Source organism: Deinococcus psychrotolerans (assembly GCF_003860465.1).
Taxonomy (GTDB): domain Bacteria; phylum Deinococcota; class Deinococci; order Deinococcales; family Deinococcaceae; genus Deinococcus; species Deinococcus psychrotolerans.
Window position 1 is genome coordinate 2187501 of record NZ_CP034183.1, and the last position, 25772, is coordinate 2213272.

At 61.4% G+C, this 25772-nt stretch carries 27 protein-coding genes (1 of these 27 only partly in view); 17 read left to right on the top strand and 10 right to left on the bottom strand.

The features are described from left to right. From EHF33_RS10830 to EHF33_RS10850, 5 genes are all read left to right on the top strand, one after another. Nucleotides 1-184, top strand: partial view of a long-chain-fatty-acid--CoA ligase gene (locus EHF33_RS10830; protein ID WP_124871201.1) — the 3' end only. 1556 nt of this gene lie to the left of the window's left edge; only the last 184 of its 1740 coding nucleotides appear in the window; the start codon falls outside the window, past its left edge; its stop codon occupies nt 182-184. A 62-nt stretch (nt 185-246) separates the two neighbouring features. Beyond that, nucleotides 247-624, top strand: coding sequence for a response regulator (locus tag EHF33_RS10835; RefSeq protein WP_124871204.1), 378 nt, complete (start codon nt 247-249; stop codon nt 622-624). Between the two features lie 43 nt (nt 625-667). After that, nucleotides 668-3049 carry a transglycosylase domain-containing protein gene (locus EHF33_RS10840; RefSeq protein WP_241191143.1) on the top strand — a complete coding sequence of 794 codons (2382 nt, stop codon included), beginning with the start codon at nt 668-670 and terminating at the stop codon, nt 3047-3049. A 73-nt stretch (nt 3050-3122) separates the two neighbouring features. Continuing rightward, on the top strand, nt 3123-4850 hold the full coding sequence (locus tag EHF33_RS10845) for a copper amine oxidase N-terminal domain-containing protein (RefSeq protein WP_124871206.1): 1728 nt from the start codon (nt 3123-3125) through the stop codon (nt 4848-4850). Between the two features lie 10 nt (nt 4851-4860). After that, a complete protein-coding gene (locus EHF33_RS10850) occupies nt 4861-5151 on the top strand; it encodes a hypothetical protein (RefSeq protein WP_124871209.1) in 291 nt (96 codons plus the stop codon). A 33-nt stretch (nt 5152-5184) separates the two neighbouring features. On the opposite strand, the gene EHF33_RS10855 is transcribed toward EHF33_RS10850, so the two are convergent. Next, nucleotides 5185-5679 (bottom strand): YbaY family lipoprotein, encoded by a 495-nt coding sequence (locus EHF33_RS10855; protein ID WP_124871212.1) that lies wholly within the window; start codon nt 5677-5679, stop codon nt 5185-5187. A 126-nt stretch (nt 5680-5805) separates the two neighbouring features. Here EHF33_RS10855 and EHF33_RS10860 point away from each other — a divergent pair, with 126 nt between their 5' ends. The 7 genes from EHF33_RS10860 to ahbA all read left to right on the top strand — a co-directional run bounded on the left by EHF33_RS10860 (nt 5806) and on the right by ahbA (nt 11187). After that, nucleotides 5806-6417 carry a DNA-3-methyladenine glycosylase family protein gene (locus EHF33_RS10860; protein ID WP_124871214.1) on the top strand — a complete coding sequence of 204 codons (612 nt, stop codon included), beginning with the start codon at nt 5806-5808 and terminating at the stop codon, nt 6415-6417. Between the two features lie 115 nt (nt 6418-6532). Next, a complete protein-coding gene (locus tag EHF33_RS10865; RefSeq protein ID WP_124871216.1) occupies nt 6533-7228 on the top strand; it encodes a Crp/Fnr family transcriptional regulator in 696 nt (231 codons plus the stop codon). A 15-nt stretch (nt 7229-7243) separates the two neighbouring features. Then, nucleotides 7244-7501 carry an antibiotic biosynthesis monooxygenase family protein gene (locus tag EHF33_RS10870; protein WP_124871218.1) on the top strand — a complete coding sequence of 86 codons (258 nt, stop codon included), beginning with the start codon at nt 7244-7246 and terminating at the stop codon, nt 7499-7501. A gap of 341 nt (nt 7502-7842) precedes the next feature. Continuing rightward, entirely contained in the window at nt 7843-8931 is a 1089-nt protein-coding gene (locus tag EHF33_RS10875; RefSeq protein ID WP_420889941.1) for a PP2C family protein-serine/threonine phosphatase, read from the top strand. A gap of 79 nt (nt 8932-9010) precedes the next feature. After that, nucleotides 9011-9409: a RidA family protein gene (locus EHF33_RS10880; protein ID WP_124871220.1), complete on the top strand. Its 399-nt coding sequence runs from the start codon at nt 9011-9013 to the stop codon at nt 9407-9409. Between the two features lie 97 nt (nt 9410-9506). Next, the gene (locus EHF33_RS10885; protein WP_124871223.1) at nt 9507-10025 is read left to right on the top strand and encodes an Rrf2 family transcriptional regulator; all 519 of its coding nucleotides are present in this window, start codon (nt 9507-9509) and stop codon (nt 10023-10025) included. 106 nt (nt 10026-10131) lie between these two features. Next, entirely contained in the window at nt 10132-11187 is a 1056-nt protein-coding gene (gene ahbA, locus EHF33_RS10890; protein ID WP_124871226.1) for a siroheme decarboxylase subunit alpha, read from the top strand. A gap of 20 nt (nt 11188-11207) precedes the next feature. Here ahbA and EHF33_RS10895 read toward each other — a convergent pair whose 3' ends face one another. The 8 genes from EHF33_RS10895 to trmH all read right to left on the bottom strand — a co-directional run bounded on the left by EHF33_RS10895 (nt 11208) and on the right by trmH (nt 18794). After that, nucleotides 11208-11894: a lysophospholipid acyltransferase family protein gene (locus EHF33_RS10895; RefSeq protein ID WP_241191144.1), complete on the bottom strand. Its 687-nt coding sequence runs from the start codon at nt 11892-11894 to the stop codon at nt 11208-11210. A gap of 115 nt (nt 11895-12009) precedes the next feature. Next, a complete protein-coding gene (locus EHF33_RS10900) occupies nt 12010-12573 on the bottom strand; it encodes an RBBP9/YdeN family alpha/beta hydrolase (RefSeq protein WP_124871229.1) in 564 nt (187 codons plus the stop codon). Between the two features lie 82 nt (nt 12574-12655). Beyond that, nucleotides 12656-13699 carry a DUF475 domain-containing protein gene (locus EHF33_RS10905; RefSeq protein ID WP_124871232.1) on the bottom strand — a complete coding sequence of 348 codons (1044 nt, stop codon included), beginning with the start codon at nt 13697-13699 and terminating at the stop codon, nt 12656-12658. 186 nt (nt 13700-13885) lie between these two features. Then, nucleotides 13886-14461, bottom strand: coding sequence for a TerD family protein (locus EHF33_RS10910; protein WP_124871235.1), 576 nt, complete (start codon nt 14459-14461; stop codon nt 13886-13888). Between the two features lie 131 nt (nt 14462-14592). Continuing rightward, nucleotides 14593-15864 carry a VWA domain-containing protein gene (locus EHF33_RS10915; RefSeq protein WP_124871238.1) on the bottom strand — a complete coding sequence of 424 codons (1272 nt, stop codon included), beginning with the start codon at nt 15862-15864 and terminating at the stop codon, nt 14593-14595. Between the two features lie 7 nt (nt 15865-15871). Continuing rightward, a complete protein-coding gene (locus EHF33_RS10920; protein ID WP_124871242.1) occupies nt 15872-17263 on the bottom strand; it encodes a TerD family protein in 1392 nt (463 codons plus the stop codon). A gap of 108 nt (nt 17264-17371) precedes the next feature. After that, nucleotides 17372-17947, bottom strand: a complete 576-nt coding sequence (locus EHF33_RS10925) for a TerD family protein (protein ID WP_124871244.1) — start codon at nt 17945-17947, stop codon at nt 17372-17374. A gap of 166 nt (nt 17948-18113) precedes the next feature. Beyond that, nucleotides 18114-18794 carry a tRNA (guanosine(18)-2'-O)-methyltransferase TrmH gene (gene trmH, locus EHF33_RS10930; protein ID WP_124871247.1) on the bottom strand — a complete coding sequence of 227 codons (681 nt, stop codon included), beginning with the start codon at nt 18792-18794 and terminating at the stop codon, nt 18114-18116. Between the two features lie 104 nt (nt 18795-18898). Between trmH and pgeF the strand changes: the two genes are divergently transcribed. From pgeF to EHF33_RS10950, 4 genes are read left to right on the top strand one after another with little or no spacing between them, the layout of a single operon-like run. Next, on the top strand, nt 18899-19657 hold the full coding sequence (gene pgeF / locus EHF33_RS10935; protein WP_124871250.1) for a peptidoglycan editing factor PgeF: 759 nt from the start codon (nt 18899-18901) through the stop codon (nt 19655-19657). After that, entirely contained in the window at nt 19654-20250 is a 597-nt protein-coding gene (locus EHF33_RS10940) for a YqeG family HAD IIIA-type phosphatase (protein ID WP_124871252.1), read from the top strand. Before pgeF ends, EHF33_RS10940 begins: the two co-directional genes overlap by 4 nt. Continuing rightward, the gene (locus EHF33_RS10945; protein WP_124871254.1) at nt 20247-22913 is read left to right on the top strand and encodes a type II/IV secretion system protein; all 2667 of its coding nucleotides are present in this window, start codon (nt 20247-20249) and stop codon (nt 22911-22913) included. Before EHF33_RS10940 ends, EHF33_RS10945 begins: the two co-directional genes overlap by 4 nt. Nucleotides 22914-22956: 43 nt before the next feature. Then, complete coding sequence (locus EHF33_RS10950; RefSeq protein WP_124871257.1) at nt 22957-24204, top strand: type IV pilus twitching motility protein PilT; 1248 nt, start codon at nt 22957-22959, stop codon at nt 24202-24204. Nucleotides 24205-24338: 134 nt separating this feature from the next. On the opposite strand, the gene EHF33_RS10955 is transcribed toward EHF33_RS10950, so the two are convergent. Continuing rightward, nucleotides 24339-25076, bottom strand: a complete 738-nt coding sequence (locus EHF33_RS10955) for a metallophosphoesterase family protein (RefSeq protein ID WP_124871259.1) — start codon at nt 25074-25076, stop codon at nt 24339-24341. 365 nt (nt 25077-25441) lie between these two features. Here EHF33_RS10955 and EHF33_RS10960 point away from each other — a divergent pair, with 365 nt between their 5' ends. After that, on the top strand, nt 25442-25657 hold the full coding sequence (locus EHF33_RS10960) for a hypothetical protein (protein WP_124871263.1): 216 nt from the start codon (nt 25442-25444) through the stop codon (nt 25655-25657). The last annotated feature ends 115 nt before the right edge of the window (nt 25658-25772 follow it).

Below are 25772 nucleotides of genomic sequence, written 5' to 3' on the forward strand. Positions count from 1 at the left end.
CACGCCGGAGCAGATCACCGCTTTTTGCAAACAGCAGCTCAGCGCTTTCAAAGCTCCCCGCAGCGTGGAGTTCAGAAGCGAGTTGCCGCTCTCGGCAGCGGGCAAAGTGCTGCGCCGCGTACTGGCCGAAGAAGAGAAGGCCAAAATGGAGCAAGCCACAGTGGCGGCGAGCGCCGGAGCTTAAACGCCCGCGCTCTCACCCAACCTCGCATTCTCCACCCCAGCCCTGCATTATGATGAGCCAATATGTCGCATACCATCCTCGTCGCGGACGATGAACCGGCCATCCGTACCATGCTGGAAGTCATTTTGTCGGCAGATGGGCACGAGATCGTGGCGGTCGCCGACGGCAAGTCCGCGCTGGAATATCTCCAGACCCACACCCCCGACGTGATGCTGCTCGATATCAACATGCCGTATATGGACGGCTTTGAAATTTGCTCGCGGGTCAAGCGCATCAAGCGCCTGCGCAACACGCCGGTGCTGCTGCTGACCGCTATGGATGACGACCACACCCGCGACCACGCCAAGTTGGTCGGGGCCGATGACATCGTGTCCAAGCCGCTGTCAGGCAAGAATTTGCGGGGCCGCATCACCCATTTGCTGAGCGGACGCCAACCGTAACGGTGAAGAGTGCAGTGAACCGAGCTATCGGGGAGAGAAACACATGGTCTTGAGGTTGTTTTTGCAGTTCTTGAAATTTGTGGGCGCACTGATCGTCGCCGCCGTTTTTATTGGTGTGGGGATCGCCTCCACGTACGGCACCAAATGGGCGCGGGAGTTGCCGGATTTTCGCCAGCTCGATACGCTGAGTCTCGGGGCGATTACCCGCGTCTACGCCCGCGACAACAGCCCGCTGGGTACGCTGGTGCCCAAAGTCGGCGATCAGAAAGTCAGCCGCACCCTGGTCAAGCTCGACGAGATCAGCCCGTTTATGACGGCGGCGCTGATTACCAACGAAGATCGGCGCTTTTTCCAGCATTACGGCCTTGATCCTTACGGCATTGCCCGTCAGTTTCGGCGGTTATCGCAAAAAGAAGATGTGCAGGGCGGCAGCACGCTGACCAATCAGCTTGTCCGCAATACTTTGCTGCTCAAGGAATACCAATTGGCCCGCACCCCAGACCGCAAAATCAAAGAATGGATGCTCAGCGTGCTGGTGGAGCGGGCCTTTACCAAAGAAGAGATTTTGCAGGACTACCTCAACGCCATTTACTGGGGTGACGGCGGGCCGGTGGAACTCTACGGCATCTACTCCGCTTCGCAGGCTTATTTCGGTAAAGCCCCGCGTGACCTCGACTTGGCCCAGAGCGTTTACCTGACCACCTTGGTGCCGAGTCCGCGCGGGCGCTACAACAACTACCCCAATCAGCGCGGCTACATGCGCTCGCTGCTGACCCGCATGGTGCAGGACGGCTGGGTGACGCAGGAGCAGGCCAACGCCGCTTGGAAAGAAAAATTGGTGCCGCGTGGCTGGCAAGTCGCTTACGACGACCAAGGCAAGCTGACCAGCAGCAAACTGGTGGACAAAACGGCGGTCTACCAAAAAGCGGTGACCACCGTGCGCTACCCCGATTTCGTGCAGCAAGTCGAGCAGGAACTCGTCGCCCGCCTGGGACGCGACAAGGTTTACGGCTCCGGCGGTCTGCGGGTCTACACCACGATTGACCCGCGTATTCAGGCGGCGGTGGAAAAGGCCAGTTTGAATGCCCAGATTCCGCCCAGAACGACGCTGGCCGCCGTCATCAGCGATCCGTTCAACGGCGACGTGCTGGGGATGATCGGTCAGAAGCTGCGCCCCGGCGTCACGCCGCCCGAGTGGAACAACGCCGCGCAGGGCCAGCGCCAGATCGGCTCTACCATCAAGCCGCTGCTCTACACCACTGCCCTGTCTACCGACAAATTTACCCAGCTCACCACCCGTGACGACAAGCCGATCAGCTTTCCTTGCCCCAGTTGCAAGGGCGGCTTTTACGCGCCCAAAGACTTTGAAGGCGAGATGACGTTCCGTAACATGACGCTGCGTGAAGCGCTCGACCGCTCGCTCAACTTGCCCACCGTGCGAATTGCCGACGATGTCGGACTGCCGACCTTCTTCGGCAAGCTCAAGGAACTTGGCATTCCGCCCAATGACGGCACCGGCCTCGCGGCGGCGCTGGGCGCGGTCGAGACCACCCCAGTCAAGATGGCGGCGGCTTACGCGCCGTTTGCCAACGGCGGCCTGTATCATCCGCCGCGCTACATCACCCGCGTCACCACTGCACGCGGCGAAGTGCTCTACGACGTGGTCAACGAAGTCGAGCGCCCCAAGCGGGTCTGGTCGCCGCAAGTGGCGTATCTGGGCCTCGACATGATTCAGGGCGTGGTCAACGACCTCACCACCAGCCAAGGCGGCTTTTCCGAACCGGCCCGTATCCCGGGCTGGCCGGTGGGTGGCAAGACCGGCACCAGCAACGGCCCCAAGGATTTGTGGTTCGTGGGTGTCAATCCGTACTACGTCGGGGCAGTCTGGATCGGCATTCAGCAGGGCGGCAACATGGCCACCAACATCTATTCAGGCGTCTGGGCACCGCCGATCTGGCACAACATGATGGTCAGCGCTCTGGCTGGCAAAACTGCCCGTGACTTCGGGCCGCCGCCGCCCGGCATTTACAAGACGGCGCTTCCGCCCATCGGCCCGCTGCAAACGGTTCAGGTAGCCATGCTCGATCCGCGTTTCCGCGACGCCGCCAACGGAGTCCCAGAGCAGATTCCCGCCCGGCCCCAGTATCAAGAGGTAGGCCTCGGCAGCAGCGATCCCTCGACCACCGTGATTTATGTGGACATCACCACCGGGCGGCTGGCCACCGAGTTCACCAAGCCGGCCAATATCGCGCCGCGCCGCATTTACACGTCGCAAATCGCCAGCTACGCTTCCGACGGCGACGTGACGCCGCTGCCCGACGAAACCGCCGACCCCGCCGCCGTCAAAGCCTTTCATCAGTCGAATGGCAATTTGCCCATCACGACGCCGCCCGCGCCGCCAACACCGCCCAAACCCGGCAGCTAGCTCCCTTATCAAAGAGCCATCGGCGGGACAATGCAGCCAGAAGTGCATCAGCTTGGCTGCGTATACTCGCCGAATGCCTTTTCGCCTGTCTTTTTCTTTTCTCCTCCCCGCTCTCCTCGGCGCAGGTCTGCTGCTGAGTTCGGCGTCAGCCGCCGCCTCGGCGCAGCTTCAGGGCGGCACCGACCAGACGGCGGCGCAGCTCAGCGGCCAGCCCACCAAGCTCACCAACCCGCCACGCTTGGTGCAGGGCCGCACGGTGTTGCCGCTCCTCGAAGTTTCGGCGCTGCTGGGCCAGCTGGTCAGCCAAACGCCGGGGCGAATCGCGGTGGGGCGCTTGGTGATTGACCCCACGTCGCTCAACGTCACGCTTGACGCCGCGCCCCAGCCGACCGGCAGCGCCGCGCTGATCGGCGACGTGCTGTATCTGAACGCCAGGGTGCTGGCCGATGGCCTGAACGCCAACCTGAGCTTCTCCGACGATGGCCGCAGCTTCTCGCTGACCGCGCTGCCGCTCGGTGGCGACCCGCTGCTGCCTCAGGCCCGCTTCAGCACCGATAAAGCGGTTTACGCGCCGGGCGAAAAAGTCATTTACACCGACTATCCCTTCGACCCTGACGGCGCAGATATCGTCAGCCGCAAATGGAGCAACAAGCGCGATGTGTATTTCGAGCCGGGCAGCTACACCGTGACCTTGCAAGTCACCAACTCGCGTGGCCAAGTCAGCACTCCTTATTCGCGCACGCTCACTGTGGTTGGCCCGCTGATGGACACGCCGCTGAGCTACGCCCTCAAGTATGCCGACCCTGGCGAGAGCTTCCCCGACACCTTGGTCAACACCTATCCGCTGGTGGGCACCCAGTCTATGGTTACTGCCGCCACCACATTGATTTTTTCCAACAGCCCCGAAGCGCCCGTTCAAAGCGGCCTGCTCTACCAAGACACCGTGTCGGGCCGCGCCCGTTTGCTGGCTTACCACCTCAACGCGCTGAGCCAACCCGCCCGTTTTTATACGGTGGCCCGCAACCTCGAGTCGCGTCCGGTGGAGATCAGCACCGAGCGCCTCGGCGAAACGGCTCCCACCCGCATCGAGGGGCAACTCGGCCAAGTCACGTTGCTCGATTACTTTGCGGGTTCGGCTCAGCAGCGCTTTACCTTGCAGCCTGGCGAGAGCGTGGCCCTCTACGCCAGCCCGACCCTGAATCCGGGCAGCGGCGTGAATGTGCTGCAAGACATCACTACTTCCGGGCGCGTCGAGCTGACTTTCGCCATGCTCGAAGACAAGCTGCCGCCCAGTTCCCCCGTTTTGCAGCAGCTTCCTTACCTGCCTGCCGACGGCAAACACGTGCGCGGCACCTTTCCCAACGCTGTAAAAATCATTCGGGCGCAGCTCAGCTCGCTGCCTGCCCGGATGCTCATCGGCGACGGCCAGATCGACCCGGCCATTCTCGGTAGTGACGTGCTGAGCGGCCAGTCAGTACGGCTGAGCGGCAATTACGGCGTGTTGTACGACATTCAGATCATGGGCACCAGCGGCGTGGCGGTGGCGCTGAGTCCTCGGGGCGGCCTTTACAGGGGAGCCATGAACGTGCAAGACGGCCCGATCAGCCAAACCGTCAAACTGCCGCGCAGTGGAGTGGCCATTACGCCGGACAAGCCCACGCTGCTGTGGCGCTCTCAAAGTGACCAGCTCAAAATAGATTTCGTTCCGGCCAGCGGCAGCAATTTGCCGATCAGCTTGGTATTTTATCAGGCCCGCGCCCCCGGCACGCTGGGCAGCCTCACCAAAACCTACAACCCATGAAGCTGACCTCGTGAAACTTCGCTGGACATCCCGCAGCCTGCGGGTGCGCTTGGACGACCTGGAAGTGGCGGCCCTGCTCGGCGGTGAGCGCTTGGAAGCGGCGCTGAACTGGCCGGGCGGCGGCTGGCGGGTGGTGCTCGACCCCCACAGCGCTGAAGTGGTGGGCGACGGGCCGCGCTTGACGGTGGGTCTGCAAGGCAGCCTAGCTCAACTGGCCGACCCGCACACCGAGGGCGTCCGGCTGAGCGGCCCCGTGCGTGTAGACGTGGAAAAAGACTACCGCCCCGAACACTTGGAGTGAAACGGAGCGGTTGGTTGCGCTAGGGTTGCTGTATTACGGAGCGCTGACCCGCACGTCGGCCAGAATGCGCTTGGCGGCGGGATTGATGAGCTGCTGAACCGTATTGCTATAAATCAGTTTGCCCGCAGCGTTGTTGACGCTCACCCGCACGGCATATTGCCCGCTGCTGGTAAAGCGGCGCGGGCTGGAGACGATTTGGTAGCTGACCGGCAACGAGGCGCTGGGAAAGGTGGTGCTCACCAAGGTTTTGGCGGCAGTCGGGACGGTAATGTCGCGCAGTTCCACCGTCACTTTGCTGCCTGCCGGTAAATCGGTGCGTCCGGCGCTGCCGGTGGCGACGCGCCCGCGAACGTCTACCCAGTCGGCAGGAATGTTCTGATCCACAAACGCCGGAACCGTGCGGCGGGCAGGCGCGGCGGCTTTCTGGCCGGGTTTGGTGATGGTCACGCCGTTGATGACGGTCTGGGCTTGGGTGGTGGGCGCGGCGCTGAGCAGCAAGGTGGCGGCAAAAAGTGAGAAAATCTTCATGTGTCTAGGGTAACAAGCCGAGGTGAGGAAAAAGCGCAGCGCGTTGCAATGCTGTCAGGAAACCGTCAGTTCATTACTTACGGCAGGCGCGACTGCTCGGCGCTCTGCTTTTGACATACTGCCTGCATGCCCCGTTTGCCCACTGCCCACCTCGCCCTCGCCCTTGACCCGGCGCTGATCCCACTGCTGGAAGCTGGCCCGCTGCCGGAGTTGCCGCCCGCCGCCGACCCGCTGGCGTCGCTGATCCGCAGCGTCAACGCCCAGCAGCTTTCTGTCAAGGCGGCGGCGGCCATTGCCGAGCGGGTGGCGGCGGCCACCGACAATTTTGACTCCACTTCTCTGCTCAGCGCCGCGCCGGAAACGCTGCGGGCGCTGGGCCTGTCGTGGGCCAAAGTCCGCACCGTGCAGGCCATTGCCGCCGCCGAGCAAAGCGGCCAGATTGACTTCGCTCACCTGGCCGGCTTGGACGATGAAGCGGTGATTGCCGCACTGACCGTCTTGCCGGGGATTGGTCGCTGGACGGCCGAGATGTTTTTACTCTTCGCGCTGGCCCGCCCCGACGTTTTTAGTTTCGGGGACTTGGCGCTGCGAAAAGCGCTGGCGCAGTATTACCCTGACCAAGATCACGTGGCGGTGGTGCGAGGTTGGCAGCCGCACCGCAGTTACGCGGCCCGGTTGCTGTGGCGCACCTTTCACGTCACGCCGGAGGTGGCCGGGGCGGTCAGGCGTTTGGCATGAGCGCCTCGGCCACCTCGGCAGCGCAGGCCAGTCGGCAGACTGACGACCTGTACACTTGAAGAAGCCGCTGCACTTCGGATTTTTTAAGCCTGCGTGAGCTATCCTAAGGACAATCATGAATTATCCCAGTCTGGTATGGCATCTCAAGCGCACGGAGCTGTTCGCGGATTTGGAGCTGGCTGAGCTGGAAAAAGTGGCTGCTGCGACGCCCTACCGCTCTTACCAGTCCGGCGAAGTCATCTACCGCATGGATGATCCGGCGGACGCCCTTTACTTTGTGCGCTCCGGCCTGGTCAAGATCAGCAAGCTTTTTCCCAACGGCAAAGAAGCCATTCTCAGCGTGGTGGGTCAGCATGACACCTTCGGCGAACTGCTCTTGCAACCCGAAGAGCGCCGCCCCACCCAGGCCGAAACGCTTGAGCGAACCACTTTGATTGTCTTGCCGCGTGGAGAGCTGCAAAAATTGCTGATTGCCAAGCCTGACCTTGCCATGAAGCTGATTCGGTTGATGGCCGCCCGGTTGTTCGAGGCCCAGTCTTGGAGCGCCGAGGTCAGCGCCTACAGCGCACCTGAGCGGGTCGCCAGCTTGCTCTACCGCCTCGCGCGTGAGTTTGGCCGTCCACATCCGCAGGGCGTAGAGCTGAGCTTGCGCCTCAACCAGGAAGACATCGCCCGGATGGTGGGAGCCACCCGCGAAACGGTGAGCCACAGCCTGAGTAAGCTCAAGCAGGGCGGAGCCATCGTGCGTCCCCGAACGCCGATCATTGTGCGGATGGACGCCCTCAAGCGCTACATCGAAACCGGCCAGTAAGAGCGGCGCGGCCAAATGCATCCCAAACACATTCACTACCTCGAAGGGCGGGGCGAGCAAGCTGAAGGCCTTTTGCTGGCCTTTTTGCAGCGGCTCGGCTCAGAGCCGGGTCTGCTTGGCGCGTACTTGCTTGCCGCGCCCACGCAGCCGGATGTGTGGCTGCTTGAAAGTCACTGGGAAGGTGAGGTGCCGGTGCTCGACATCCCGCAGGGCTATCAGCACTGGAGCTTTGAGGTGCGGGCAGCGCTCGGGGAAGGCGGTCAAGCGACGTGATCTCGCATCTGGGGTGAAGACTGGGAACGTGCCGGATTGCCTGTCTTAAAAGACATTCAGAAATCTGAAAGGGTAGAATGTTTATCCTTGACTCAGCCAGCGCTCATGCTCGGCTGAGGATCAAGGCCGTATCTTCTCCCCCACTTCCCCCGCTGGATTCAGGGCCAACCGTCAGGAGGCCCACACCGCCAGCGGCCTAACCCTCTATCATCAAGCTTAGTTCTGTCAAAATTCTGACAAGCCCGCTGCCCGTAGGTTCGGAGCCGTCCGCCCTTCCTGCCCTGATCCGCGCCCGTATATGGTCAGTGCCTTTTTTCTACGTCATTCAAAGGAGCAGCAGTATGGCCACCTCGCACTCGCCGCCAATCTATACTCTGTTTATGCGCCGCAGCGCGACTTCTCCTTTGTTGTCTGGCTTGCTGACCGATAAGGGTCGGCAGCGCAGCGTCAATCAGGACGCGGGTTTGGCGGTGGAGTCGCTTTCGGGCGGGCTTTACGCTGTTGCTGATGGAATGGGCGGGCACGCGGCGGGCGAGTTGGCCGCCAATTTGGCCCTCGACGCGCTGGGCAATACCTTCCTCAAAGGACGCAAGCGTCCGCCGGAGCGGCTCGCCGAAGCGGTGCAGGCGGCCAACCTCGAAGTGATGCACCACGCGGTTGGCGAGTACGTCGGCATGGGCACCACTTTGGTGGCGCTGGCCATCGACAAGGGCGCGGCGTTGCTGGCCCACGTCGGCGATTCACGGGCTTATCTGCTGCGCGGCGGCGAGCTGACCCGCCTTACCGAAGACCATTCGTGGGTGGCCGAGCAGGTGCGGTTGGGCCACCTCACCGAGGCCGAAGCGCGTGAGCACCAGTGGCGCAGTGTGGTGAGCAACGCGCTGGGCGGTGAAGAACGGGTGCGCTTAGAGTTGTACGGGTTTGCGCTCAAACAAGGCGACCGCTTGATGCTGTGCAGTGACGGCCTGAGCGGCGTGGTCGAGGAGCATGATCTCAAGGCCATGTTGGGCTGGGGGCTGCCGCCGGCGATCACGGTGCAGCGCTTGGTGGACGCCGCCAATTCGCTGGGCGGGCCCGACAACGTCACGGCGGTGGTGGTCGACGTGGACTGCCAGCAGCCCCTACCGAGCTACAGCTTGCCGCCGCGCCAAAACGACGGCCCCATTTATGTCGATGTCTTGCTGGGCAGCCGCAAAGGCAGCAGCCCGCTGGTCTACGCGGCGCTGGCCTTGGTGTACTTCGCCTTGATGGGAGCGCTGCTCTTTCAAGAGGAGCGCACCTTTATTTTGTCGGTCTCGGCGGCGGCGCTCATCGGCGTGCTGCTTTGGATGAAGTGGCACAGCCAACGCCGCCTTCAGCAGGCCCTGCCTCAAGCGTTGCGGCTGAAGAAAACTGCGGGCCCGCCAAAAGACCAGCAAGACTTGAATTGAGGTTTGGGAAAGTAGGCGGCAGGTTGCGGGAAGAAAGCGAGTTTGGATGAAGGCTACGCACGCCCGTTACAATGAAGCCATGACCGATTCATCTCGCCCGGCCAAACGTGTGATCTCGACTGCCGAAGCCCCCGCTGCCATCGGGCCGTACAGCCAAGCGGTACGCTTCGGCAACCTGCTCATCACCAGCGGCCAAATTCCGCTGACGCCCGCAGGCGACCTGGTCGAAGGCGGCATCGCCGAGCAGAGCAAGCAAGTATTGGACAACTTGGCGGCTCTGCTGGCAGAAGCAGGCGCGGATTTCGGCGACGTGGTCAAAACCACCGTATTTCTGAGCGACATGAACAACTTCGCGGCCATGAATGCCGTCTACGCCGAGTATTTCAAGGCTCCTTACCCGGCCCGCTCGACGGTGCAGGTGGCCCGCCTCCCGCGTGACGTGATGGTCGAGATCGAAGTGATGGCGCAGCTCCAGTAACGTTTTGCCGCGCTCACTCGGCTCCGCTGCTTTGACTGCACTGGCTTGACTTCAGCGCAGCCTGTAAGTAACATGCTGACATGTTGAGGCGCAACTTATGACGGTTTCCAGCCGCTTTTCCGTGGCCTCGCACGTGCTGGCGCTGCTCAGTCTTTATCCGGAACAGGCCATGAGCTCCGAAAAGCTGGCGTGCAGCGTGGGCGTCAATCCGGTGATCGTGCGCGGCATTAGCAGCATGATGCGCCGCGCCGGATTGGTGTGCTCGCAGCAGGGCGTGACTGGCCTCAAGCTGGCGAGGGCCGCCGACCAGATCAGCTTGCTGGACATTTACCAAGCGGTGCAGCCCCCAGAGCGATTGATCGCTCTCCATGAGCATCCCAGCCAAGACTGCACGGTGGGCCGGCACATTCAGGCTGCGCTGGGCCAAATCTGCGCCGAGGCACAAGCGGCTTTGGAAGCCCGGCTGGCCCAGACTTCTTTAGCGGCGCTGGCCCAAGAACTGCACCAAATGGAGCTGGGGAACTTGAAGTTGGGCGATTTAGAATTGAATCAATTGAAACAAAGTCTGCGTCATATCGATAATATGGGCCGCATTCAGGATGTGTCGGCTGACTGAACGTTCGGTCAAGAATTGCTCAAAATGGCTGAACACCCAAGAGAACGGCTCCGTAAGCAGAGGATTCAAGGACGTTTTACTGTGAGGAGGCTGTTAAGCTGAGTGCATGACTGCTCCTGCTCTGATTCCCACGCCGGTCGCCGCGCCGACGCTGCGCGAACTGCTGCTCAACCGCATCCAAAAAGACATCCCGCTGGTGAAGCGCCCCTACGCGGTGCTGGCGCAGGAAGTGGGCCTGAGCGAAGCCGAAGCGCTCACCATTTTGCGCGAAGTCAAGGCCAGCGGCGTGCTGCGCCAAGTCAGCGCTATTTTCGATACCCGCACGCTGGGCTACCAGTCGAGTTTGGTGGCCGCTGTCTACGACGAAGCGCAGCTGGACGCGGGCGCGGAAACCGTCAATCAGCACCCCGGCGTGAGCCACAACTACAAGCGCAACCACGACTTTAACTTGTGGTACACCATCGCCGTGCCGCCGGAGAGCGACCTCGCCGCCCACGTTGACCGCCTACACGAGCTGTCAGGGGCCAAACTCACCCGCTTGATGCCTACCTTGCACCTCTACAAAATTGGGGTGGAGTTTGACATGACCGGCAACGAAGCCTGGAATGCCAAGAGCAAGCCGCAGTACACCAGCGCCCAGCGCAACATCGGCTACGTCGTGACCGAGCTGGACAAGCGTTTCGTGGTGGAATTCCAAAAAGACCTGCCGATCACTGAGGAGCCTTACGCCGACGCCTGCGCCGCGCTGGGCCTGAGCATCGAGGAAGTGGCTGCCCACGCCGATCAGATGAAAGCCGCCGGTGCTTTGCGGCGCATCAGCGCGGTGCTCAAGCACCAGTCGGCAGGCTTTACCTTCAACGCTATGGGCGTGTGGGCGGTGCCGCAGGAACAAGTCGCTGAGATCGGGCAGGAGATGGCCGGCTTCAAGGCAGTGTCGCACTGTTATTTGCGCCCCACTTATCCTGAATGGCCCTACACCATCTTCACGATGGTTCACGGGCGCAGCAAGGAGGAAGCCTTTGGCAAGATTCAGGCCATTCACGACGAGGTCGCGCCGTTTGATCACGCCATTTTGTATTCCACCAAAGAATATAAAAAAGTGCGCTTGGAGTTCTACAAGCCGGATTTTTATGAATGGGAGCAGGCACAGCAGTTAAGATGAGCTGCTGAAGCCAATTCCTTTTAAATCGGCCCGCTCAGCCGGCTGATCTCTGCGCCGATCTGAGCGGTCAGGTCTTTGATGCCGCCTTTTGGCTCAATGAGCGGGCCGAAGCGCACCAGCCAGCGCTTGCCTTCTTGCCGCAGGCCCACCGGCAACACCGGGGCCTTGCCGCGCAGGGCCAGCAAGCCCACCCCACCCTGCATCTGGCCGTTGCCGCCGCCGCGTGTGCCTTCGGGAAAGAGTCCCAGCGTGCCGTCTTCTTTGAGAATTCTCAGGGCGGTGCGAATCGCCACCAGATCAGTAATGGAGCGGTCTACTGGAAAGCTGCCGCCCGCCCGGATGATGTCGCCCATCACCGGCCCGAACAGTTCTTTTTTGGACATGAACTGGACATAGTGCCCCGGCATCACTTTGGCGATCAGGAACGGATCGAGCGAGGAAACGTGCGCTCCGGCCACGATCAACTTGCTGCCGGGCGGCGGAATATGTTCGCGGCCCAGCGTATGGATGTACTGGCCGCGCAGCACGCGGGGCAAATTCATGCCCAAGACCACGAACTGATACACCAGCGGATTGACCGTCGGCGCTTGCAACTCATCGGCGGGTTTCGGCATCTTTGTTGCGGTGACAGGCGACTGGTTTTTTTGTATTTGGGCTTCAGGCCGCTCAGGTTCAGAAGTCTGGGGGTCGGGGAGAGATGCGGTCATGCCCTTTAGAATACAGAGTGCCGCCGCGTTGTGCTTGCGCGGCGCGGCGCAGGTGATTAAGCGGTGAAGGCTGCCCGAAGCTTAGGCCAGTGACGCTGTGCCTACACCCTGCCTTTCAGAAGCGCACGATGTCCGGCGGCGTCCAAGCGTGCAGCGCTTCACTGAGCAGGATTTCGCCGTCCTCCCACTCGCCGTGCCCGCTCTCCGGGTTGATGTGGCCCGCTTCGCCCACCGTGACCAGTTCGGCTTCCCAAGCCTCGGCAAAAGCCCCGGCCCGCTCAAACGTCAGGTAAGGGTCGTTTTCGCTGGCAATCATCAGCGCCGGAAAAGGCAGCGGCTGCCTCGGGATGGGGGCCATCGCCCTCACGGCTTCCAGCATGCCGCCTTGCTCGGCGTCGGCGGGCGCAACCAAAAGAGCGCCGCGCACCCGCTCTGGTACCGTGTAGAGGCGGGCGTAGTGGGCAATCGTCAGCGCTCCGGCAGAGTGGCCCACCAGCACCACCTCGCCGGGTGTGGCCTCCACCGCTTCGTTTAAGCGGGCCGCCCAGCTTTCAGGTGTCGGCGCGTTCCAGTCGGCTTGCTCGACCCGCACGCCGCCGAATTTGGCTTGCCAGAGACTGTACCAGTGCTGAGGAGAGCCGCCGCCCATTCCGGGCAAGAAGAGGAGTCGAGGGGTCATCAGCTGATGCTAGCGCCTGCGCCGCAATAAAAAAGGCCGGAAACACCTTGGGGGTGTCCGACCTTCGCAACAGAGAGTGAGTTTAGCCTGGGCTCTTTTCGCGCCGGTTGGCCGCCAAACTCGCCAAAATAGACGCCACGATAAACGCTACACCGATCAGTCCGGTCACCACTTCTGGCACATGAGCGCCGCTCATGGAATACAGCATGATCAGCGAGAGCGCCAGAATGCCGTAGTGAGCGCCGTGCTCTAAGAAACGGTACTGGGCCAGCGTGCCTTGGTGAACCAAAAACAGGGTGATCGAACGCACGAACACCGCGCCGATCGCCAATCCGGCCGAAATAATGACGATTTCTTTGGTGATGGCAAAGGCCCCGATCACGCCGTCGAGCGAGAAGCTGGCGTCGAGGACTTCCAAATACATGAACGAGGCAAATCCCGCCGCGCCCGCCTTGGCCGCCATATTGTCCACGTCAAACAGGCCGCCGAGGGCATTGACCGCCAAGTAGATCAGCAAGCCCACCAGACCCGCCGACATGGCCGCCAAGCGCTGCTCGACCGGCACCACCGTAAAGATCAGGCCCATCAGCGCGACCATGGCAATAATGACCTGCACCGCTTCGACGCGGGCCAGCCCTGCCAGGCGGCTTTCGGGCATCAGCCAGTGTTCGTCTTTTTCAGTGTCGATAAAGTAATTGAGCGCCACCATCAAAAGAAAGACCCCACCAAAAGCGCTGATGGTCACGGCGGATTTCTCGAGTTCTAGGGCGTACTGCTCTGGACTGTTGAGGGCCAGGTTGCCCACTTCAAAAAAGCCGAGGCCAGAGCTGATGGCCACAATGGCCAGCGGAAACACCAAGCGCATGCCCACCACCGCGATCAAAATGCCCCACACCAAAAAGCGCTGCTGCCACTTGGCCGACATGTTTTTGAGGACGGAGGCGTTGATCACGGCGTTGTCGAAGCTCAGCGAAATTTCCATGACGCCCAGCACCAGCACGATCAACATATCGTTGAGGGCACGCTCCCAGCCGCCGGTACGAAAGCCGTACCACATGGCCAGAGCCACTGCCACAACCGTGATGATGCCGGCAAAACCAAATTCTTTGCGGATGGTGTTGTTCATTTTTACAAATACTCCCCACTGCTCCTCAACCGGTGCAGAGGGCCTGCTTTGCCGTGAGGTCAGTTTTGCTCACCTATCATAAACGCCGCACGGACAAAACACGTTCCGTTACGGCGTGAGCTACAGCATAAGTTGTTTAGCGTGAGATGAAATGAGCTTTCACTCCGGCTCAAAAATGCCTAAATCTTAGAGGTTGATCCCGTAGTTGCGGGCCAGTGCGCCGAGGCCGCCCGCGAAGCCCTGGCCCACGGCGCGGAACTTCCATTCGTTGTTGTTGCGGTAAACTTCGGCAAAAATCACGGCGGTTTCGGTCGAAAAGTCCTCGCCCAAATCAAAGCGCACGATTTCGGCGTTGGTTTTTTCGTTGATAAGCCGGATAAAAGCGTTACGAACCTGTCCGAAGCTCTGGCGGCGGGCCTCGGCGTCGTGAATGGTCACGGTAAACGCTACTTTTTGAATGTCGCTGGGCACTTTGGAGAGGTCAATCTTGATCTGCTCGTCGTCGCCTTCGCCTTCGCCGGTGCGGTTATCGCCGGTATGTTCGACCGAGCCGTCGGTGCTGCGCATCTGGTTGTAAAAAATGAAATCGGTGTCGGCACGCACTCTGTCGGAAGCGGTCAGCAAAAAGGCGCTGGCATCAAGATCGAAGTCTTGGCCGTCTGTTGAGCGCACGTCCCAGCCGAGGCCCAAAATGGCTTGAGTTAAGTTGGGATCTTCTTTGCTCAGCGACAGGTTGCCGCCTTTGGCGAGAGTAATAGGCATAAGTGGTTCCTCCTAAAGAGAGTGAAAGCGCAAAAGACTTGAAGACTTGAGCCGGTAAAATCGCGGTTCCGTCAACGTACAGCATTACGGGAATTCAGGGTGAAAAGTTGCCACGCTGCCTTTAACCGCTCTTAACTGAGCAGCCCTTTGCTCTTGGCATTGTTCAAAAAGCTGTCGTATTCCTGAAGCAGCATTTCGTAGAGTTGCCCGTCTGGCAAGGTGTCGATGTCTTCGACTTGCACGAAGTCGGCGTTGTCGATGAAGCGGCCCGACAAATCATCCAGCTTTCGCAAAAATTCAAAGCGCTCTTTGCCTACGCCCACGAATTTCCAGAAAATCGGTTCCTTGCTGGCTTCTTTGATCTGCGCTTCCGATTCTTTTTTGTCGAAGGTTTCGCCGTCGGTAATAAAGATGACGTAGACGGGCGTTTTTTCCTTGAGTGGCTCCTTGCGGGGCCCCGCTGAGCCGAAGTAATGCGTCCTGACGCTCTGCACGGCGCGGGCGTACATGGTGCCGCCTTCCAAGGGGTGGCGCTTGATCAGCTTCTCAACCGCGCCGCCAATCCCCTCGATGCCGATGTCGCCGGCGTCGTGGGCTTTGAGACCAAACAAAAACACGTCCATGCGTCCGTCGTCGTCAAAGCGGCTGGCCAGCGCCAGGGTTTTCTCGGCCACCCGCTGCACCACGCCGCTGCGGTAAAGCGAACTCATGCTGGCCGAAATATCGAGAACGAGCGCCACCCGCGCCGTGTGCTCGTCGAGGCCGCGCTTTTTGAGGCTGATCTCGGCCTGTTTGACCAGATTGACGAGTTGTGGGGCTTTCTCGGCAATTTCTTTGTCGAGCTTCACCTGGGTCTGCTTTTTGAGACTGACCACAGGTGAGCTAGGCGCAGTCACCGGAGCGCCAGGGTTTTCCACTTCGCCGCCAAAATAAACGATCAAATCGCCCAAACCGCCGTTAAAGCCTTGCCCGATTGCGCCGACCCGCCACTCGCCGGAGTGCTTGTAGAGTTCGAGGAGCATGGCGGCCTTCTCGCTTTTCAGCGCGGGCTTGGCGTCAAAGCTGACTTGGCCCACTTCGATCAGCAGTTGCGGAGCGCTGGCCACCGGAGCCGTGTCGTGAGTGGCGGTCAACATCACCCGCTCGACGTTAGCGGGCAATTTGGCGAGATCCATTTTGAAACTGGCTTGATGCGCGTCCAGCGTGGCAACAATTTCGCCGAGTGGGGTGTGGGGGTTGTTGTAAAAGGCGATGTAATTGTCGCCGACCATTTTCCGGTCGGCGCTGAGCCCAAAGGCGCTGATGTCTAGGCCGTCTAAGCCGTGCTTGACCGTGACCGTCAGCGGACTCGATAAGCCGACTTCGGAGAATTTGCGTTTTTCACCGGCTTGAAGCTGGGTCATACGGCGCTCACTTTCGGCCTGCCTTCCAGCTGAAGCCGAAGTCGAACGCCTGATCGCAGTCTCGGTGGCCCGAGAAATAGCGCTCTTCTTTGGTGATCACCAGTTCATTGCCGTGCGCCTGCACCAGTGCCACCGCACAAAACGGCAGAGCGGCGGGGTTGGAAAGGCTCATTTTAATTTCGTTGCCCTGCGGATCGTTAAAGCTCAGCCGCCCGCCGACCTCGCTGAAGTTGCCCGCGCCCTCGTAAATAAAAGCGAAAATCAGCACTTTGCGGATCAAATCGGGCCGCTCGATATACAAGTTCTCGCCGCCCGCCGACGCGCCGGAGCGGTCATCTTGGTCGAGCTTGATGAAAGGGGGGCCGTCCGCCTTGCCAAAATTGCCGCCGAGCGCCTGAATCACGCCTTTTTCACCGCTGGCAAGTTCGTACATGCAGCCCAAATCAAGGTCGGCGGCTTTGTCCGCGCCGGTCACGCTGCCCAGCAACTTGCTCAAAAAGCCGCCGCCACCGCTGGGAGCCGCGCTGCTGGGCTTGGCTTCCCAATTCAGGTTGACGTGAATGCGCTGCGTGCCCGCTTTCTGAAGGCTGATGCGGGCGCTTTGACCCTGCTTTTCCAAAGTGATTTTGGTCAGCGAGATCGGGCGGCTGGGGGCGGCATTGGAAGGTGTTGAACTGGGACTGGTTGAACTGGGCGAGGTGCCCCGGTTCCTATTGAGGCTCATGCCGCCGCTGGCTGGAGGCTGAACTGGCGCTGGTGGCTGGCCCGCAGGCGCAGCGTCTGGGCGTCCGCGCCGTGAGAGGTCGAGGCCGCCGCCGCTGGGGGGTGATGCAGGTGGTGTCGGGGGTGGTATTGGTGCAGGCGGCGGGGCGGCCCGCAAACTGGGCAGCCCGGTGCCGCCGAAGTGCCGCACCAAGCCGCTCAGGCCGTCCGAAAAGCCTTGACCGTTGATCATCAAGCGCCAAGCACCCTGATGCCTGTAAATCTCGGCAGCGATAATGGCTTTTTCGTTGCTGAAATCTGGGCCGCTCAGCGTCCAAGTGGCCGCCGCATTGCCTGCCGTGCCAAAGCTGACGGTGCCGCGCTGCACCCCGCGCAGGTCGCCGCCTTCCGGTACGAGGCCAAAGGCGAGGCGTTCCACAGTGGCGGGCAAGCGCCCCAAATCAAGGCTGAAGCGCTGGCCGGGTTGTCCGGTTTGCCAAGTCACTGCGCCGCCCGCAGCGGTGGGCTGGCTGGGCGAAATGGTGGCGTCGGGCGAGATCAAGCGGCTGTCTGCCCCAAGCAGAAAGCAGAGGGCGGCGTACTGCGGCGCGGAGCCGGCAACGTCGAAGGTAAGGTCGAGTTGCTGCTGGATATTCAAGGTGGCGAGCGGCACGCGCTGGCCGGTGATGAGCTGCATGGTTCTCCTTTGGGCAAGTCTCAGCGATTAAAAAAGCGCCCCAACGCCTCGCCGCTAAAGGCAAGGCACCGGGGGCGCGGCTCCTGAGTTGTCTGCGTTTGTGGCGGCTTAGGCGTTGACGCCGTAGCTTTTGACCAAAGCCTCGAAGCCCTCGTTAAAGCCCTGACCAATCGCCTTGAACTTCCACTCGCCACTGTTGCGGTAAATTTCGCCGAAAATCATGGCGGTCACGGTGCCGCCGTCTTCGGTCAGGTCGTAGCGGGCGATTTCTGCGCCGCCGTCGCCGTTCAGGACACGGGCGTAGGCTTTTTCGACCATGCCGAAGTTTTGGCTGCGGCTCGGGCCTTCGTAGATCACCACGGCGATCACGATTTTTTGCACGTCGGCAGGCACTTTCTCGAGGTCAATGCTGACCACTTCGTCGTCGCCTTCGCCCGCGCCGGTGCGGTTGTCGCCTTGGTGAACCACCGAGCCGTCTGCCGACGTTTTGTTGTTGAAGAACACGAAGTCTTGGTCATTGCGGACTTTTCCAGCGTCGTTGACCAAAAACACCATCGCGTCGAGGTCAAAATCTGCGCCGTCGGTGCGGCGGGTATCCCAGCCCAAACCGACGTTGATCTTTTTAAGTCCGGGCGCTTCTTTACTCAGGCTGACATTGCCGCCTTTGGTGAGTGATACGGGCATTGAAATTCCTCCTTGTAGGGTCGGGGGTGGGAGCGGGGCGGCCCCACGTGCAGCGCGGCGCGAACCGCTGTCGGATGAAGAGCGCTAATGCAGTACGAATTTCATTGTAAAGAATCGCTACACTTTTTAGATTTTGAAAACCATCATGTTCTACTGAGCGGCCCTCTCATCTTGGCGCTTCGGGGCTCAGCAACTCGCCGGCTGCGCCCAGCGCCGGATAAGGTTCTGAGCGCTCGCGGTAAAGAGGTGCCAGCTCGGGGTAAGCCCACTCGAAACGCAGGCGCTCGAACTCGGCGTCGCTGAGCTGGCGCTCGGCGTACATCCCCGCGGCGAGGCGCTGGCGCTGGGCTTCAAACAAAATCGTCGCGGCGGCCACCGAGACGTTGAGGCTCTGCACCATCCCGAACATCGGAATGATGATGTTGGCGTCGGCGGCGTCGGCGGCTTCATCCGAAACCCCCCATTTTTCTGCACCGAGCAGCACGCACGTCGGGCGGGTGTAGTCCAACTCGCGGTAATCCACGCTGCGCTGCGAAAGGTGAGTGGCCAGCACCTGCATCCCCTGGGCTTGGAGGGTCGCCACCGCCTCTAGAGCGCTGGCGTGGGGCTGCACCGCCACCCATTTCTCGGCGCTGCCGGACGTGGCATTGAAGGTGGGCAGCAGCCCGTTGCCGCTCACTCCATTTTTGGGCGGTACGGCGTGGGCGGTCAGTACGCCCACCGCGTCGCAGGTTCTGAGGATGGCGCTGAAGTTGTGCGGCTTGTTGACTTCGTCCATCAGCAAGCTGAGGGTGGGCTGGCGCAGGGAGAGAACCCGCACGATTTTGGCATAGCGTTCCGGCGTCATCCGAGTAGGGTAACAGGCGGGCCGCGCTGTCACGCGCTGGAAGCACTGCACCGTGACGCCTGCCACCCCCCCCACCGCCCGGTCTTGACAGAATCCAGTGAGACATGCACCTCTACACTGAATTTCTGATGCTTCACGCGCCGCACCTGAGTGCTCCCCACGCTTTCACAACCCGTCTCGGCGGCGTGTCGTCGGGCGTTTACGGCGCTCCGGCGGGCGGCGGCCTCAACCTCGATGACCGCTTACTGAGCGGCCTGCAAGACGATCCGGCTGCGGTGGCCGAGAACCGCCGCAGGGCGCTGGAGCCGCTGGGCTTTGCGCTCGGCGCACTGGCTTTGCTCGACCAGGTTCACGGCACGGAAGTAGTAGAGGCCAGTCCCAACAAGATTCAAATGGCCGATGCCCACGTCAGCGCCGAGGCAGGGGTGGTGCTGGGCATTTTGACCGCCGACTGCTACCCGATTTTGCTCGAAGACCCCCAGGCGGGCGTCGTCGGCGCGGCCCACGCGGGCTGGAAAGGCTCTCTTGGCCGTATTGCCGAGCGCACCGTACAGGCCATGCAGCGCCTCGGCGCACGCCCAGAGCGGATTCGGGCGGCGGTGGGGCCGGGGATCAGTGCCCAGCAGTATGCAGTGGGGCCAGAAGTCGCCGGCAAGTTCGCGGCGGCGGGCTTCGGGGCGCATTTGGACGGCAGTCAACTCGATTTGGCGGGCGTGAATGCTCAGGTGCTGCGCGAAGCGGGCCTGAGTTCTCAGCAGATCTGGCTCTCGGGGCGCTGCACCTCCGAACCCGCTTTTTATTCACACCGCCGAGACGCCGGGCGCACCGGCAGAATGCTGGCGCTGATCGGGGTGCGGGCATGAGCACCGAGCCGCCGAACCTCATTCCGCCGCAGGCCGGGCGCGGGTTGCTGCGGCCCCGTGAAGTGCTGGAGAGCATCGAGCTCATCACGCCGGACTTTTTGGCGGCGCGTGGCCTGCGCGGCCTGCTGCTCGACCTCGACAACACCCTGATTCCCTACGGCAGCTATCAGGAGCGGGCCGAAATCATCGCTTGGGCCGCCGAACTGCGCCGCGCCGAGGTGCAACTCTACTTGCTGAGCAACGCCACGGCCAAACGCGCCCGCTTCTGGCTCGACAAGCTCAGCTTCGAGGGCGTCGGCATGGCTGGGAAACCGTTCCAACGCGCTTACAAAACGGCATTGGCCCATATGCAGCTGCCCCCGCAGCAAGTCGGCATGGTCGGCGACCAGCTGTTTACCGACGTGCTGGGCGGCAATATCGCCGGACTTTACACCCTGATGGTTCATCCCATCGTCAACAATTCGCTGCCGCACACCCACCTCGCCCGCCGCTTGGAGCGCTTGGTCTTGAAGCGCTACGGCCACGATTGGTACGGCAAAGAGCGCCGAACATCAAGTCAAGCGCCCATAACAAATAAGGAGCTGAAAAAATGACCCTTTCGATTGGTGATCGCCGCCTCGGAGCCATTTTGCTGGAGCAAGGCTACGTCAACGACATGGACTTGCAAAAAGCCCTCGACCGCCACACCGAGGTGGGAGGCCGCCTCGCCGACATCTTGATCGACGGCGGCGTGATCGGCGAAAAACGCATCGCCCGCGCCCTCGAAGAAGCCTTCGGGTTGCCGCTGGTCGATCTGACGGCCCTGACACCCGATCCGCAGGCGATTGCCAGCATTCCGGCTTCGGCGGCGGTGCAGGCGCGGGGCGTGCCGTTTGCCTTGGAAGACAACACCTTGCGGGTGGCCTTCGTGGACGCGCTCAACAACGCCTCGCTGGAACTGATGGAAGACGAGAGCGGGTACACCGTCGAAGCTTATCAGGCGCTGCGCGAGCAAGTGAACTGGGCGATTGCCAGCTTTTATCCTGAGCTCGGCTTGCCCGTGCCCAATCTTGAGGAAAATAAAGCGACGGGCGGGGTGATGCTGGGTGAGCGGCTGATCTCGCGCGGTTTCGTGAGTGAAGAGCAGATCATGGCGGCGCTCGATCAGCAGCGCAGCAGCGGCGTGTCGCTGGGTACGGTGCTGCTGGGCCTCAAACTGATCACCGAAGAGCAGCTCTACGCCACGCTGGCTGAGCAGCAAGGCAGTCAGTACGTGCGCGACACCCGCGAATACAATCCTCCTGAGGAAGTGCTGGGCCTGCTGCTGCGCTCCGACGCCTTGCGGCTCGGCTCGGTGCCGATCAGCCAAGACGCCGCCGGCGTCAACGTGATCACCGGCGACTTGCGGCGGCGCGAGGACATCGGGGCGCTGATTGGCCGCCCAGTCAACTTGCTGCTGGCCCGTCCCAGCGACGTTGAAAACCTGATTGAGCGCACCTATCCGCAAAAGGGCAGACTGGGCGAAGCGATGGTGCAGCAGGGAACTTTGTCGCGCAACCAACTGCGCGAAGCCTTGCAGGTGCAGGCCCGCCAGGGCAAAGTCAAGCCGCTGGGCGAGGTCATTATTGATCTGGGCTTTGCGAGCAGCGAGGAAATCGACGTCGCGCTGATCAAGCAAAACGCCGGCGGTGGCAGGCTCGAAGACACCTTGGTGCAGTCGGGCAAGCTCAGCCCCGAGATGCTGGCCCGCTCGCTGGCTTCGCAGCTCGGCTACGAGTTCGTCGATCCGGTTACGTCGCCGCCGGACACCAAAGTGGCTTTGATGATTCCCGAAGCCACCGCCCGCCGCTACACGGTGGTGCCGATGCGTCTTCAGGGCGAGTCGCTGGTCATTGCCATGAAAGACCCGCGCAACGTCTTTGCGCTCGACGATCTCAAACTGATTACCGGACGCGAGATTTTGCCCGCTGTGATGGCCGAGAAGGACATCATCCGCCTTATCGAGCGCTATTTCGGCGACAAGGACATGGCCAAGCTCAACGAGGAACTCGCCAAAACCAGCCGCCAGAAGGAAAAAGACAAGGACGTCTCTGCTGATCTCAGCTCACTCGACGACAACGCGGTGGTGCGGGTGATGGACGGGCTGATTCGTGAAGCGGCCCTGCAAGAAGCTTCGGATATTCACATCGAACCCACTGAAAACAGCGTGCGGGTGCGCTACCGCATCGACGGCCTGCTGCGCGAACACACCGAACTTCCCAAAGGCGCGGCTCAGAGTTTGCTGGCCCGCATCAAGATCATGGGCAACCTCGACATTGCCGAGCGGCGCGTACCGCAAGACGGACGGGTGCGCTTCAAGAAGGGCAGCATCGACCTCGACTTGCGCCTTTCGACGTTGCCCACCGTCTACGGCGAAAAAGCCGTGATGCGTCTGCTGCAAAAAGCCAGCAACATCCCCGAAGTCGAGAAGCTGGGGTTTTCTGAGCACAACTTCGGGCGCTTTCTTGACCTGATCGAAAAGCCCAACGGCATCATCTTGGTGACTGGCCCTACGGGGTCGGGCAAATCGTTTACCAGTTTCTCGACCTTAAAGCGCATCGCCCGCCCCGACAAGAACACCACCACCATCGAAGACCCGATCGAATACGAGATCCCCGGCATCATGCAGTCGCAGGTCAACACGGCAGCGGGTCTGACCTTTGCCCGCGCCCTCAGAGCATTCCTGCGCCAAGATCCCGACATCATCTTCGTTGGCGAGATTCGCGACACCGAAACCGCCAAAATCGCCACCGAAGCCGCGCTCACTGGCCACTTGGTGCTGGCCACTCTGCACACCAACGACGCGCCCGGCGCGATTACCCGCCTTGACGAGATGGGCGTGGAACCGTTCAACATTTCGGCCTCGGTAGTGGGTGTGCTGGCTCAGCGCCTCGTGCGCAAAGTCTGCTCGGATTGCAAGCGCCCCACTAATGCCGACCCCGAAGTGCTGCGGCGGCTGGGCATCGGAGAGCGCGAGATGCGCGGCGCGAACTTGCAGCGTGGCGCAGGCTGCCCACGCTGCGGCGGCACCGGCTACAAAGGCCGGATGGGTATTCACGAACTGATGGTCGTCGACGAGCCGATTCGCCGCGCCATCGGCACACGCAAAACTGCCGCCGAAATTCGTGAAATCGCCATTGAGCAAAGCGGCATGAAAACCCTGCGCCAGGACGGCATCGAGAAAGCGCTGCTGGGCCAGACCACTCTCGAAGAAGTGCTGGCCGTCACCAGTAACTGACCTAATTTTGCCTGTCCCCCATTCACACCTCTAAGGAGACTCCATGACCTTTGGCCCCGATATTACCGACATTCTGCGGATCGCCGCCGAAAAAAACGCTTCCGACGTCATCTTGACGGTGGGTTTGCCGCCGCAGTTCAAGCTTTCGGGGGTCTACACCCAAGAAGATATGGAGACGCTCACCCCCGCCGATACACGCAAGCTGATGTACAGCATGATGAACGACAAGCAGCAGCGCCAATTTGAAGACAAGCGCGAACTCGACTTTTCGTTCGCGCTGGGCGATCAAGCCCGCTTCCGCGTCAATGCCTTCGTGCAGCGCGGCTCGGTGGGCGGCGTGATGCGCCTCATTCCCACCAAAATCAAGAGTGTGCAGGATCTGGGCTTGCCGCAAAACGTCATCGAGGTTGCCAACGCTCCGCGCGGTTTGGTGCTGGTGACGGGCCCCACCGGCTCCGGCAAGTCCACGACGCTGGCGGCCATGATCGATTACATCAACGTCAACAAAAAGCTGCACATCATGACCATCGAAGACCCGATCGAGTTCATGCACCAGCACAAGCAGAGCATCATCAATCAGCGCGAGGTGGGAAGCGATACCTACGGCTTTGACAATGCCCTCAGGGCCGTGCTGCGCCAAGCCCCCGACGTGATTCTGGTCGGCGAAATGCGCGATTACGAAACCATCAAGGCCGCCGTGACCGCCGCTGAAACTGGGCACTTGGTGATGGGAACTTTGCACACCAACTCGGCCCCCGAATCGATTGACCGCATCGTGGACGTGTTTCCCGAAGAGCAGCAAGAGCAGATCCGGGTGCAGCTCGCCAACAACCTGGTCGCGGTGATGACCCAGCAGCTCATTCCGCGCCTTGATGGTGGGCGGGTGCTGGCCTACGAACTCTTGATTGCCAATCCGGCGGTCAGGGCGCTGATCCGCGAAGGCAAGACCTATCAGATCGTCTCGGTGATGCAGACCGGCTCACGGGAAGGCATGGTCACGATGGACGCTTATTTGGCGGGTCTATTTCGCCGCCGCATCATCAGCTACGACGCGGGCCTCGAGCGGGCCGTTGACGCCAAAGAATTTGCCCGCCTCGCCAACGATCCCGGCGGCGCGAACCCCAACGCCGCACCGAGCGCGGGCTTAGGCAACTCGTACAACGGCTCGACCACGTCGCCAGCAGGCCGCAGCGCTGCGGGCGCAGGCCGTGAAGTGGCCCCCAGCTACGGCGCTCCAGACGCCCGCACGCCAGATGCACGCGGCAGCGACAAACCGTTTGGGCGGCGCTAAGGGCGGCGGGGCGGAGGAGAGCTTCTCTGGCACTCTCCTGTCTCGGGAAGCACCCCCGCGCCGCCTCAACCGGTGCGGAGCGGCCTGCTCCTAAGCTGGTCGGTGAGGTTGAAGTCGGGTGACGGTACGTGGAGTTATCCGGTGCCCTCACCGCGTGCCCGGCGTTTTTGGTACGCGCCAGTCAGGAGTTCAGCGATGTACTCGCGGGTGAAAGGCATTCCGCTTTGCTCGGCGGCGGCAATTTCAGCGTCCCGGTTGTAGGTCAGTCGCACGAACTGAGCGCTGTAACTCGGGCCAGTTTCGGCAAATTCCAAAATCAGGTAACTCGGCAAGGTGCTGTCTAGGGGGTTGCCCACTGAGCCGCAGTTGATCAGCGGGCGGCCCTCTACGTCCAGCATCAGCGTTTCGTGGATATCGGCGTACACCAGAGCGTCGGCGTACTCGTGCAGGCCGAGGTGCGGCTGCGGGGCGAAGGCTTCAAGCTGCTCGTGGAGGCTGCTGTGCGGGTAAAGGCGGTGAAAGACCCCTTTGGAGCTGGCGTGGACAAAGCGCCACCACGCGCCGCCGAACTGCTCCTCGATCCCGAACGGCAACTCGGCGAGGTAGCGCAGCTCTGGAGCGCTCAGACGGCTGCGCGGCCACAAATCCTGCGGGCGGTTGGTGACGCCGGCCACCCGCGCGTCCCAGTTGCCCTGCACGGTGCGGCTGGCGTGCTCCTGCACCCACTGAAGCACTTCACGTGGGCGCGGCCCTTTGCCGACGATGTCGCCCAGTACCCAGAGTTCGGAAAGTTCACGGCGGCGAAGGTCTTCATGAACGGCGAGGGTCGCCTCCAGATTCGCGTGCAAATCTGCAATGACGGCGAGTCTCATGGCGAGCAGTTTAGCGCCAAGCGGGGATGGGGGAGGCCCGCTAGTGTTCGCGCCACTGCTTGGGGCGGATGAGGACGAGTTGAGAGGCTCGCCGTTGTGGTCAAGAAGCCGCTGTTGGCAACAAGAGACGCTGACGCTCCTGCTCACCAATCAGCCCGCCCCGTTTCACCCTAAAACGGACAGGCTTTTGGTGATGGGGTCGCTCAGTCCACGCCGTCAAACCGTACTGTTTCGGGGGGGCAGGTTGAGTATGTTGGGCGATATGAAAAAATTCACCCTTCTGGCTGCGGGGTTACTGCTCAGCGTGGGGCAAGCTCAAATAGCTCTGCCGCCAGTTGTCGCCGTGCCTGCCCAAGCGGCGGTGAGTGCGCCCGCTGCGCCTGTGGCCTTGCTGCTGCGTGCTGTTCCCGGCACGGCGCTACGCCCTGACGGGTCAGACCCAGAGTGCAGGTTTTCAGCTCAAGTACGTGGGCAAACTCGGCGTCAGTCTCAACTCCGCCGAGAACAGCAAACTCAGCGAAATGAACACAGCGCTTGGGCCTTGGCAACGGACTCGCAGCGTCTACACGTCAGATCGTTGATGGGTGAGTAAAGCCCCACCATGCCCGAAAATCCCCTACCTTCCAGTGCATAAACTTGACAGCGCCTAAATACCGCGCTATACTTTTTTTATCAATTTAAAGAGATTCGAGAAAG